At 65.8% G+C, this 12244-nt stretch carries 8 protein-coding genes; 6 read left to right on the top strand and 2 right to left on the bottom strand.

Annotation, left to right across the window (positions count from 1 at the left end; translation table 11 throughout):
* The first annotated feature begins 192 nt into the window (after window positions 1-192).
* From MNQ99_RS13525 to MNQ99_RS13505, 5 genes are all read left to right on the top strand, one after another.
* Window positions 193-657, top strand: a complete 465-nt coding sequence (locus tag MNQ99_RS13525; RefSeq protein ID WP_241913288.1) for an FAD synthase family protein — start codon at window positions 193-195, stop codon at window positions 655-657.
* Between the two features lie 113 nt (window positions 658-770).
* Window positions 771-1961, top strand: a complete 1191-nt coding sequence (locus tag MNQ99_RS13520; protein ID WP_241913287.1) for a DUF1972 domain-containing protein — start codon at window positions 771-773, stop codon at window positions 1959-1961.
* A complete protein-coding gene (locus MNQ99_RS13515; protein ID WP_241913286.1) occupies window positions 1958-2767 on the top strand; it encodes a CDP-alcohol phosphatidyltransferase family protein in 810 nt (269 codons plus the stop codon). The genes MNQ99_RS13520 and MNQ99_RS13515 overlap by 4 nt, the downstream gene beginning before the upstream one ends.
* The gene (locus MNQ99_RS13510) at window positions 2760-3602 is read left to right on the top strand and encodes a hypothetical protein (protein WP_241913285.1); all 843 of its coding nucleotides are present in this window, start codon (window positions 2760-2762) and stop codon (window positions 3600-3602) included. Before MNQ99_RS13515 ends, MNQ99_RS13510 begins: the two co-directional genes overlap by 8 nt.
* A 50-nt stretch (window positions 3603-3652) precedes the next feature.
* Window positions 3653-6883: a PKD domain-containing protein gene (locus MNQ99_RS13505; protein ID WP_241913284.1), complete on the top strand. Its 3231-nt coding sequence runs from the start codon at window positions 3653-3655 to the stop codon at window positions 6881-6883.
* A gap of 126 nt (window positions 6884-7009) precedes the next feature.
* Here the strand turns inward: MNQ99_RS13505 and MNQ99_RS13500 are convergent, their stop codons facing one another.
* Window positions 7010-8809 (bottom strand): right-handed parallel beta-helix repeat-containing protein, encoded by a 1800-nt coding sequence (locus MNQ99_RS13500; protein ID WP_241913283.1) that lies wholly within the window; start codon window positions 8807-8809, stop codon window positions 7010-7012.
* A 190-nt stretch (window positions 8810-8999) separates the two neighbouring features.
* Between MNQ99_RS13500 and MNQ99_RS13495 the strand changes: the two genes are divergently transcribed.
* A complete protein-coding gene (locus MNQ99_RS13495) occupies window positions 9000-10136 on the top strand; it encodes a GNAT family N-acetyltransferase (RefSeq protein ID WP_241913282.1) in 1137 nt (378 codons plus the stop codon).
* Window positions 10137-10198: 62 nt separating this feature from the next.
* Here the strand turns inward: MNQ99_RS13495 and MNQ99_RS13490 are convergent, their stop codons facing one another.
* Window positions 10199-12022 carry a calcineurin-like phosphoesterase C-terminal domain-containing protein gene (locus tag MNQ99_RS13490; RefSeq protein WP_241913281.1) on the bottom strand — a complete coding sequence of 608 codons (1824 nt, stop codon included), beginning with the start codon at window positions 12020-12022 and terminating at the stop codon, window positions 10199-10201.
* Between the last annotated feature and the right edge of the window lie 222 nt (window positions 12023-12244).

Raw genomic sequence — 12244 nt, 5'->3', positions numbered from 1 at the left:
CGCGACGTGCAGTGAGTAATCTGTCCGGCTGACTTACGTACCACCCACTCATGTGTGCACAGCTGTTTCTTCCTAGGCTGTGCCTTGAGGTAACGGAGCGGTAAACGATCCGTGAATCCGGTTGTGGCCAAGCAGACGCTGAGCAAGGCGTTGATGGCAACAACGTTGGGGATACATTCTGGGGGATTGGGCATGACTGTAGTTGGCTACGCCGCGGGAGCGTTCGACTTGTTCCACGTCGGGCATCTGAATATTCTTCGCCAGGCGCGCTCGCGGTGCGACTATCTCATTGCCGGCGCCGTGTCCGACGAAATCTGTTTCGCGACCAAGGGGCGCTACCCGCTAGTGCCGCTGCAGGAGCGCCTGGAAATCGTCCGCCACATCACTTACGTGGACCGGGCAGTGGCCGAAGTCTCGCCGGACCGCCTGCAGACGTGGGCTGATGTCGGCTTTGACGTTTTCTTCAAGGGCGACGACTGGAAGGACACCGAGAAGGGCCGCCGGCTAGAGCGGGATTTCGCCACCGTTGGCGTCTCGGTGATCTATTTTCCGTACACAGTGCACACCTCGAGTACTGCGCTGCGACAGGCGCTGGCGACACTCAACGGCACCACGTCTGCCAGAGGCAGACCAGCCGGCGCGGCGGTGAATGATTAGCCCGCTGGCCGGCTGAGCCGCCGCGGCGGTGAATGATTAGCCCGCTGGCCGGCTGAGCCGCCGCGAAGCAACAGCACAGCTAACTAAGACACAACCATGCTGGGGATGGGGATATGTCAACATCGAGGGAAGCACGACGGCCGCTGCGCATTGCCCTATTGGGAACGCGGGGAGTACCTGCGCGTTACGGTGGTTTCGAGACCTGCGTGGACGAGGTGGGCCGGCGGCTAGCCGCCCGAGGCCACGAGGTGGTGGTCTACTGTCGGACCACCACAGGTGCCGACGCCACACAACGTGAGTACGCCGGCATGCGGCTCGTACACCTGCCGGCGCTGCGCCGCCGCAGCCTGGAGACGCTGAGTCATTCCGGGCTGTCGGCCGTTCACCTCGCGGCGCACCGCGTGGACGCGGCAGTCGTGTTCAACGCGGCGAACGCCCCGTGGCTGCCGCTGCTGCGCGCCGCGCGGATCCCGGTAGCCACGCACGTGGACGGGCTGGAGTGGAAGCGGGGCAAGTGGGGGCCGGCCGGAAGGAAGTACTATCGGCTGGCTGAATCCATGGCAGTGCGCTGGTCCGACGCCCTGATCGCGGACGCCGCCGGCATCCAGGACTACTACACGGAGCAATTCGGTGCGGCCTCCCGGCTGATCACCTACGGCGCACCCATTATCGGCTCAGGACCGCAGGAGCGGCTGGCCGAACTCGGGCTGGAAGCGGGCCGGTACCACCTCGTGGTGGCCCGCTTCGAGCCGGAGAACCATGTCCACCTGATCGTGGAAGGTTACACGGCCAGCGAAGCGCAGTTGCCGCTGGTAGTAGTCGGCGGCAGTCCCTACGGCGACGAGTACACCCGCCGCGTCAGGGACCGAGCGGACGAGCGGGTCAGGTTCCTCGGCGGTGTGTGGGACCAGGAACTGCTGGACCAGCTCTATGCCAACGCGCTGATCTACTGGCATGGGCACTCGGTCGGCGGCACCAATCCCTCGCTGCTACGGGCCATCGGCGCGGCGGCACCCACCAACGCCTTCGATGTGAACTTCAACCGCGAGGTCCTGGCCGAGGCTGGCAGCTACTTTTCCACTGCCGCGGCGGCAGCCGCGTTGGCTGTGGCCGCTGAAGCGCAGCCGGAGGCCACCAAGACCCGGGGCCTGCTGGGACAGCAGCGCGCCGTCAACTACGACTGGGATGTGGTCACCGACGGCTATGAACAGCTCTGCCACGATCTGCACACAGGCAGGGCGCGGCAGTCCGGCGGCCGCCGACGTCCAACCGCAGCGGACCGGACTCCGGCAGGTGTGGCATGACCGGCCAGCTGCTCGGGCGGGATCGGCCGGGCTATCTTCAGACAGTCAGGATCCTGGCCAAGGCGCAGAAGACGGTGGCTCCCGGGGCCCCGGCGTATTCCGTTCTTGTCAACCGGCGTGCCGGCAGGTTGCTCGCTGCTGCAGCCTACCGGGCCGGTCTGACGCCAAACATGGTCAGCGCGGTCAGCGCGCTGTTCACCTTGTCCGCCATCGTCTGTCTGGCATTCACGCCGGCGGAAGGCCCGGCGGGGCCCGAGGTTTGGGTCGGACTCGTGGTGTGGGGTGGCCTGGCCGTTGGCTATGCCTTTGACTCCGCGGACGGCCAAGTGGCGCGGTTGCGCGGAGGAGGTTCGCTCAGCGGCGAGTGGCTGGACCATGTGCTGGACAGCCTGAAGAACTCAAGCCTGCATCTTGCGGTCCTGGTGTGTGCCTACCGCACGTTCGGATTAGAGGACCCGGTCTGGCTGCTCATCCCGATCGGCTACTGCCTGGTGGACGGGGTGGGCTTCTTCACGATGATCCTCACCGAACAGCTCCGGAAGACTCATTTCCTGAAAGCCGGCGCCGCTGCCACGCCGCGGAGCGGGTCCAGACTGAAATCGCTTGCCCTGTTGCCGACGGACTACGGGATCTTCTGCTTCGTGTTCCTCGTCGTGGGCGCACCTGCGCTATTCATGGGGCTGTACACCCTGTTCTTCGCGGCGAACCTGGCCTACCTGATGCTTGCCTGCGTGAAGTGGTTCCGGGAACTGGGCCGGCTCGATCCGGCGGTCCGTCCTGCCGACGGAGGTGGACGGAATGCTTAATGGCAGCGATGAAACCGAGGCGGGCCCGTCCGAAACCGCCAGCACGGCACGTGGACGGAGCAGAGGGCGCTGGATCGTTGCGCCCCTGGTAGCTGCCTCGGTAGTGATTGCCGTTGCCGCGGTTTGGTCCGACTGGGCCGGCCAAAGTACGACGGCGGCGCCGCGTTCGGTTGGCGCGGTGGCTTCCGCGGCGGCAGACCGAGACGCGGCCCCCGACAATTCTGGCCAGGCCGGCGCGACAGGGGGTGCTTCCGACGACAACGCGGACAGGTCCGCGTCCGGGAAGAAGCCGGACGAGGCGAAGTCCGACAAGGCCGGGACAAAGCCGAGTAAGGCGGCAAAGGAATCCGGGCCTGATACAGCGGCCAAGGAACGCGCCGGTTCGCTGGCCGTGGCTAAGGACGCCGAACGGGCGGCCACGCCCAAGCCCGTCGCCAGGGCCGTCCAGCTACAGGAGACCGCCGACGTCGCAGGCGGCGTCGCCACGATTTCCAAGCTAGAGGCCATTGAAGCCAAGGCGGAGGGCATTGGGCAGATCGCCGGGCCGGCCATCCGCTTTGTGGTGGAAGTACGGAACACATCGGCTAAAGATCTGAAACTGGATACCGCCGAGATCACCGTGGAGGCAGGCGCGCAAAAGCTCCCCGCCATCCGGCTTGACGGTTCCGGCACCAAGCTCTTCCCGCTGGAAGTCGCGGCGGGCAAGAGCGCCTCCGGCACCTTTGTTTTCCTAGTACCCGAGGACCAGCGGGGTCAGGTACGCATTTACCTGAACTACGCTGCGTCCGAGTCTGTGGTTGCGTTCGAAGGCGCAGCTCCAAGAAAGGCAGGATAGCTATGCATACACGCTGGCGCAGGAGCGCCGTCTTCCTATCCTCAGCCGCATTGGCAGCCTCCATAGCCATCGTGGGTGTCCCGTCCGCGACCGCGGACTCACTGCCGGAGAACCCAGCGGATCCGCTGACTCCGGCCACAGTCACTGCCGACCGGCTGCCGACGGCACAGATTAACGGCGTCGTCTGGTCGCAGGTGATTATCGGCAACACCGTGTATGTCGGCGGAAAGTTCACTTCCGCCCGGCCGGCCGGCTCTGCGGTCGGAACCAACGAGGTGGCCAGGTCGAACATCATGGCTTACAACCTCACCACCGGCGCGCTGATCGGTTCCTTCGCCCCGCGCTTCAATGCCCAGGTGCTCACGCTGGCGGCCTCACCGGATGGTTCGCGACTGTACGTGGGCGGGGATTTCACGCAGTTCAACGGAACCACTGCGGTCTCGCGCATCGTGGCGCTGAACCCGTCGACGGGTGCGTTGATCCAAGGCTTCCAGCCGCAGGCGTCCTCGTCAGTTCACGGAATTGTCGCCACGAGCAACACAGTCTATTTCGGTGGCGATTTCAACTTCGTGGGTAGCGTGGCGCGGGGGAAGCTGGCGGCCGTTCGGGCTTCGGACGCCGCACTGCTGAACTGGGCGCCGCAGGCGGCGGGCGGCCAGGTCAACGGACTGGCGCTGTCGCCGGACGCCACCAAGATCGCCGTCGGCGGCGCCTTCACCAGCTTGAACGGCTCGGACCGGCCCGGCTACGGGCTCGGCGTCCTGGACACGACGACCGGAACCCAGTTCCCGCTGCCTGCCAGCACATACATCCGCAACGGCAGCACGAACGGTTCCATCACCAGCCTGACTTCGGACAGCACCCACTTCTATGCCAGCGGCTACACCTTCGGCCGGATCAGTACTCTGGAGGGCGTAGTGTCCATCAAATGGTCCGATCTGGAAACCGAATGGGTCAATGACTGCCATGGTGATACCTACTCGGTCTTTGCGGGCCAGAGCGACCTGATCTATCTGGCCGGGCATCCGCACAACTGTGCCAATGTGGGCGGCTTTCCGCAGGAAATCGATTGGGAATGGCGCCGCGGTATGTCGTTCAGCAAGGCTGTGGGCGGCACAATTAAGCGGGAGCTGTACGACTACACCAACTTCGAGGGCCTGCCGCGGCCCGAGTTGCAGAATTGGTTCCCTGATATGAACTCCGGCACGTTCACCGGCCAGTTTCAGGGACCATGGTCGGTCACCGGAACCGACAAGTATGTGGTGATGGGCGGCGAGTTCACTAGGGTGAACGGCGTGGCACAGCAGGGACTGGTGCGCTATACGGTGCGCCAGGATGCGCCCAACCAGCGGGGGCCGGAAGTCAGCGGGGCTAATTTCACCCCTACGCTTAGCTCGCCGAAGAAGGGGACTGTGCGGGTGCGCTGGCAGGCCAACTGGGACATGGACAACAAGAAACTGACCTACAAGGTGATCCGTGACGGCAACATTGCCAATCCGGTCTACACGACCAGCGCCGCATCGACGTTCTGGGACCGGCCGGGCCTGGCCTTCCTGGACACCGGGCTGGTCCCGGGACGGCAGTACTCTTACCGAATCTTTGCCACGGATCCTACCGGAGTAGAGGTTCGCGGCAATACGGTCACGGTCACCGCAGCGGCGGAAGACCCGGCGGCCAGCGCCTACGCCGCTACGATTAAGGCAGACCAGCCGGCCAACTACTGGCGGTTCGGTGAAACAGCAGGCGCTGTTGGTATCGACCAGACCGGCAAAGACGATCTGCGACTTAGCGCCGGCGTAGCCCTGGGCACCTCTGGAGCCGTGGCTGGCGATGGGGATACCGCCGGCACCTTCACGGGTGCATCAACCGGCTTTGCCTCCACGACCTCCCGCGTGCAGCCGGCGGACACCTTCAGCACCGAAGTGTGGTTCCGCACCACCACCACCCGCGGCGGGAAGCTGATTGGCTACGCCAACTCGACCACCGTCAACTCGGACCTGATGGACCGCCACTTGTACATGGCCAACACCGGACAGCTGTACTTCGGCGTCATGCAAAACGGTGCGCGGCAGACGGTCAATAGCACGGGCAGATACAACGACGGCCAATGGCACCATGCGGTGACAACGCTCGGTGCGAACGGCATGCAGTTGTTCGTCGACGGACAGGTGGTGGCCCAGCGGGCGGACGTGACCAAGGGCCAGGATGTCATGGGCTATTGGCGGATCGGCGGGGACAGCCTGAGCCGGTGGACCCCGCGGCCCACCAGCGCGTATTTTGCCGGCGACCTCGACGAAGTAGCCATCTACCCGAACGTGCTCAGTGCCGCCCAAGTCCAGAACCACTTCATAGCCGGCAGCACCGGCACGCCTGCCAATGCGGCCCCGACGGCCTCCTTTACTGCCACAACTAACGGCCTTGGCGTGGCAGTGGACGGGTCCGGATCTTCGGATCCCGACGGCACCATTGCCGGTTACGCCTGGGAGTTCGGCGACGGTGCAACGGGCAGTGGAGCGACGGCGTCGCACACGTACGCGACGGCCGGCGCCTACACGGTGAAACTCACCGTGACTGACGACGACGGCGAGTCGCGCAGCACCAGCCAAGCGGTTACGGTCGATGACGGCCCGCCGCCGGCGGCAAACATCGCGGCGGACGCGTTCGGACGCACCCTGGCGTCCGGCTGGGGGAATGCTGACACCGGCGGGGCCTGGAGCCTGCGGGGAACGTCCACGCACTTCACCGTCGCGGACGGGGTCGGGCGGATCCGGATGAATACCCCGGGGCACGGTCCGGGCACGTCCCTGAACGCGGTCTCCGCGGCCAGCACGGACACCAGCGTGCGGTTCTCGCTGGATAAGCCCGCCACCGGCGGCGGTATCTATGTAGATGTCGTCGGGCGGCAGGTCGGCACTACCGGGCAGTACATGGCCACAGTCAGGGTGGCCTCCAACGGAGCGGTGACCCTGCAGGCCCTGCGGGCGGTCGGCGCCACAGAAACCGTACTGCGGCAAGCCACGGTTGCCGGACTGACCTACCAAGCCGGACAGCAATTGCAGCTGCGTCTGCAGGTCACGGGAACCTCACCGACCACCGCTCAGGCCAAGCTGTGGCCTGCCGGGACGGAGGAGCCACTGGACTGGCAGGTGACCGCCACGGACTCGACGGCGGAACTGCAGGTTTCAGGCGCTGTCGGGCTGGGCGTCTACGTCTCCGGCTCCGCCACCAACACGCCGGTTCTCGCTTCGTTCGATGACCTAACGGTGACAGCGGGCAACTGACACCACCGGCGGCAGCACAAAGCGGGGCGGGACCGAAAGGTTTCGCCCCGCTTCCTGTCCACCACACACCAGGATTCGGCGGTACAGTGCCCAGGCCGCGGACGGACCGCCTACCGGGGAGCGGGACTACCTGGCGAAGGCGCCGAGCGAGCGCGTACCGGCCGGTTGACCGGCCAGCTGCGCGATCTCCCCGGGCAAGGGCTGGGCCAACGTGGAATTCCTGCTCGAGATGATGTCGCCCGGCCGGTAGCTGGAGAGCAATGGATCAGAGCCTTCGAGGTACAGGTGCTGTAGTTCCTGGCCGGTGGCTGAACTGAAGTCTTCCGGTCTCGCGAACAAAGCGGGTTTGCCGGAGTCCATCGCCCAGATCACGGCTGAGTCGGGAGAAGCCGGCAAGGCGCGATGGTAGACGTCGCCCAGGGCCGTGACCTCGAGTTCCTTGGCACTGTAGGTCCCGGAATAGTCCTCTACGCAGAGCAGGCAGTCGGCAGTGGAGCCCGGGATGGAGATGACGTTGTTGCGGATAACGACCGGGCCGTTGATCCAAGTCATGGCCGGGTCCGGGAAAGGCTGCCGCGGATCATGTCCGGGCGTATCCGGGTCGCTGGCCCGCCTGCCGTCCTGGACAATATTAATGGCGCGGCCCTCGGCCTTGATGGTGTTGTTCCAGATTCGTACATCGCTGGTGTTGTTGACCTTCAGCCCGTGCCCGGAATTGCCGGCGATCACGTTGTTGACGACGTCGGCCTTGGCCGAAAGTTCAAGGGACAGTCCATGACCGGAGTTGTCCAGCATGTCGTTCCCGTGGATAGCCGCTTCAAAGACCGATTCGTCCAGCCACAGGCCCGGCCCCTCATTGTCCCGGAAGACCGAGTCGCTGATATCAATACCGCGGGAGCGGCCCACCTTGACCCCACCCGACACCGGGGAGGTGTTGAAATGCTCGGTGTTGTTTCGCGCTGCCAACAGCCCGGACACCTGCAGCCCATCGGCATAGGTGGCGGCTGCCCCCAGCATCCCGTTGTCCACCAAGGTGACGTTCCGCAGGGATGCGCCGCCAGCCCCGACAAACAGGCCGGTGGTTGCATTGGCGGTAATGACCACATCCTCCAGCACTGCATTCGGAGCCTCCACGGTCACCGCCCCCATCTGCGGAACCGAGGTCGCGTACCGGCGGATCCCGACGCCGTGCAGCTCGGATCCGGCTCCCTGGATGCTCAGCGCCCTACCTAGCGTGCTGGCTCGGACGGTGCGGTCTTGGGGACTGGAACCGAGGTAAAGGCGGTCGCCGGCATAGTCCACGTAGAAGGTGCCCGCCACGACCTCGGACCGGCTCCCTACCTGCCGCTGGGGGACACCGTTGATCCAGATCTGGTCCGGATGCGCCGCCATGGGGTGTTTGTCGCTGACGAACTGCCAACCCTGCGACGTCCCGTCGGGGGCGCCGCGCTTGTAGGTGGGGCTGGCGTCGAACTCGGTTGCCCAACCGTCGACCACATAGACGCTGCCATGCCGGGCGAAGCCAGTCACCGGCACGCTGCCGTCCAGCCATACCTCTTCCCCCGGGTAGGACTGAAGGATGAGTCTCTTGCCTGGCGGTATGGTCACGAATTCGTTGTAGTTTCCGGCGCGCAGCACGATGGTTTGGCCGGAGGCGGCCCTGGCCACGGCGGCCCCGACGGTGCCCAGCGGCGCCGCGAGTGTTCCGGCCGCATCGTCCGAACCCTCCGGTGAAACCACCAAAGGTTTGGCCGCTGCCGCGGTGGCAGCGGACGCAGCGGAAACTGATGTCGGGTCTTCCCTGTCGGCCGGGGACGGAGCGGACAACGTCGGGGGCAGGCACAGCAGGCCCAGAGCCGTCACCGCACCGGCGGCCAGATACTTCACTGACGGCCGACGGCGCAGGGAGGTGGATCCATCCGTCATCGCAGATCTCCCCGCTCTGGTGGAGGCGGAAGTTGCACAACTTTATGGCCGTTGGCCCCAAGCCGCAACCCTGTCGGCTAGACTGGCGCGCACCGGCTGACCCTCAACGGGTCGGCCCGCTCGAGCGCATCGACGGCGGTACGCAGGTCCCCTGGGGCGGGCGCGTCCGCCCGAACCGAAAGGGCTGACTATGTCCGGCTTCACCGTGCAGCGCGAGGACGACTTCGACTTCCTCAGCAGCGAGTATGACGACCTTTATGCGCTATCCGATGCCACGCCGTTCCAGCACGGTATCTGGCTGGACCGCCTGTACAACGTGCTGGCGCCCGCCCGGGAGGCGGAGAAGGTCATCGTGACTGCCCGGCGCGACGGCGGTGAACTGGTCCTCGTCCTGCCGTTTGTCCGCCGTCGCTTGGGTCCGATCCGTCTCGTGGAGTACGCCGACTTGGGCGTGGCCGACTACGCGGCGCCAGTAAGCGACGGAACCGCTGGCCTCGAAGCTGATCCCTCGATGGCCCGCCGAATCCGCGAGGCCCTGGGTCGGTTCGACCTGCTTCGGATCGAGCGCGTCGCCGACTCGCCCGATCCGCTCACGGTACTGCTGGCCGGGGCCACGAGTGCCAGGCATCTCTACGATACGCACCTGATGACGCTCGCATCCTCCGTAGAAGAGTGGCGCGGCGCCTTGGACGCCGGTTTCGTCCGCCACCTCGACCGCAAGCACAAACGCCTGCGGCCCAAGGGCGAGAAGCGCCTGCTCGAGATCACCGACGTCACCGCCGTCGAGGACCTCATGCGACGCATGCAGGAGTTCCGTGCCGCCCGCTTTGCGGAACGCCGGGGGATCGACCTAGTGCAGGACCCGGACTGCTTTGAGTTCTACTGCGCCGTGGTGAGGGACAGCGTCAAGACCGGCGCGCCGGGGACGCTGTCCGTGCTCGAGGTGGGCGGCGAGCCGGTTGCGATAGCCTTCGACCTGATCGCCCCGGACCGCGACCTGTTCCTTTTAGTGGGCTACGACATGCAACGGCTGCGCAACTACTCGCTTGGCCTGCTGATTGTAGAGGAGCTCGCCAAGGACGCGATCGGCCGCGGGCAACAGTTCTTCGACCTCACCGTCGGGGACGAATCCTACAAGGCCGACTTTGGCGCCCGGCGTCGTCCGGTCTACGAAGTGCGAGTGATCGCCACGCTTCGCGGCCGCACCTATGTGCTGGGCCGAACCGCCTATCTCCGGACGAGACGCTTGGCCAAGAAAACTCTGGAAGCATGGGCGCGGCGCCGTGCGGCCCTGGCCGCGAAGAAGAATTCCTCACCCGCGACGTGATTAAGGCCGGCATGGGCCCGGCGGAGCGAACCGCCGGGCCCATGCCGGCCGAGGAGACCGGGTTACTCCACGACGTTGAAGGTCAGCGTCTCGGTGAACTCCCGTCCGTGGACGTCGGTGGCGGAGACCTCGGCGGTGTGCTCGCCGACGGCGAGGTCAGCAGGCAGTTCAAGCCGCCAGAGGTGCATCGAGCGGTCGGCCAAGCCGCCGCCGTGGACGAACTGCTCCTGGATGGCCGCCGGGTCTGACCACTCGGCGCCGATGAGCGGGGTCTCGCCCTGCATTTGCTGGGTGCGGACGGCCTCGGTGGCGGCGCCGCCGTCCAGAGTGACCTTGACGGTGGACCCGGTGCTGCCCATCCAGAAGTTGGTGGTCAGCCAGGTCTGGCCGGCCAGATCGGTGCGCGAGACCTGCATCGGATTCTCAAGAGCTGGAGCCGTACCGCGGGGCTTGGTGACGTTCTCGGCGTACCAGGTGCGGTAGGCCGGGGTGTTAAGGCCCAAGGCCATCTGCTCGGTTTCGTCGCCGCCGCGGATGCTGAAGCGTTCCTTAACCTCGGTGTTCTTGATATCCAGGGTCAGGACGCCGGGCGGGGTGCCGTCCCGCTGTACCGAGGTGGGGTAGCCCTCCTCCAGGACGCGTCCGCCGTACCAGTGGCCCGATACGGCCGGGACCGTCAGGTGCGTGAACGGCAGGCCCGCGTCGCCGACCTCGTCGCGCCAGCCGGCCATGAGGTCTCCTTCGCGCAGGTTCTCCGACATGTGGGTGTGCCCGCCGAGGGAGACGACTTCGCGGCTCTCGAGGATCCGGTAGACCTCCTGCAGCTGCTTCATGGTGTGGGAGTCGCTGTAAAAGAACTCAAGCAGCGGGCTGTGGCCGGCCAGGACTATCACCTGGTCCTTGGGCACCTTAGCGATGTCCGCGCGAAGCCACGCGAGCTGGCGCTCGCCGAGGGAATAGGTGTAGCTGCTCTTCTTCGCGGGGATCGTCGTCGGGTATTCGATGTTGCTCAGGGCGACGACGTGGGCCTTCCCGGCGTCGTACGAGTAGTACTCCGGGCCGAACTGGCTGCGGTAGGTGTCGAACTCGTGCTCGCCGTCGAGAGCGTCGAAATCAAGGTCATGGTTGCCTGGGAGGAAACGGGCCGGACCGTTGAGCATGGCCGTCAGTTCCCGGGTCTGCCCGAAGAGGGACAGATCGTCGCCCACAATGTCACCGATGAACAGGGCGCCGCAGCCGGCATAATCGGTGCGTGCGGCCAGGTCGGTGAAGACGCCGTTGCGCGCGAACTCCACCTCCTTCTGGTTGTAGGTCTGGACGTCGGCGCCGAAGGCGCAGTGCTGCTCCGGCGACTGGGTGAGCTGACTCTTGACCAGCGGGAAGTTCACCTGGTCAGGCAGCGCTCCGGTCGGGGCGATCCCGCCGTACTTCAGCTCCGGCGAGCCTTCGGGCAAGTGGTTGTAGAAGAACTGGGCGACGTTGTCATCGTCCACCGGCACCTGATAGCCGCGCGGCTGGGTGACGAAGACGGTCATGTTATCGAAGGCCGGCAACTGGTAGCGGCCGTGGCTGTCCGTGGTCACGACGTCGCTGCCGTTGGAGACGGTGACGCCGCGCAGGCCGGGTTCGTTGACGTCCTGCTTGGAGTTCTTGTTCTTGTCATTGAAGACGGTGCCATCGAGGGTCTGCTGGTCTGCATCCGGACCATCAACGACGTCGACTCCTCCTCGGTAGGCGGCGGCGGCCCAGTCGTTTTCGGCGGGGCCGGGCGCAGCGGTGGCGGCGGGACCAACCATGGTGCCGGCGGCCAGCAGGGCCAAGGTGCCGACGGTCAGGCGCAGCGGCCGGGACAGCCGGGTTGCTTGTGGAGTGGGGGACGGGTGCATGAATCGAACCTCCGGTCGAGTGAGTGCCGATCCGTTCAGAAGTGGCCGGCATCGCCTACTGTTGCCCATGCCAATGAACGGGCAACGACGGGGGAGCGATGTCCGCGCCGCCTGCCGGTAACTCGGCTTCGCCGGGAGTTAACAGTGCGGGTGCCATGGGCCTTGCCGTCGATAACTCGCGGGGCGGCTGTGGCACGTGAAGGTTGGAGCGCGTGCTCTGTC

It is taken from the genome of Arthrobacter sulfonylureivorans (assembly GCF_022637435.1).
Lineage (GTDB): Bacteria > Actinomycetota > Actinomycetes > Actinomycetales > Micrococcaceae > Crystallibacter > Crystallibacter sulfonylureivorans.
Note: the sequence above shows the minus strand (reverse complement) of the source record. Positions and strands in the feature narration are given on the sequence as shown.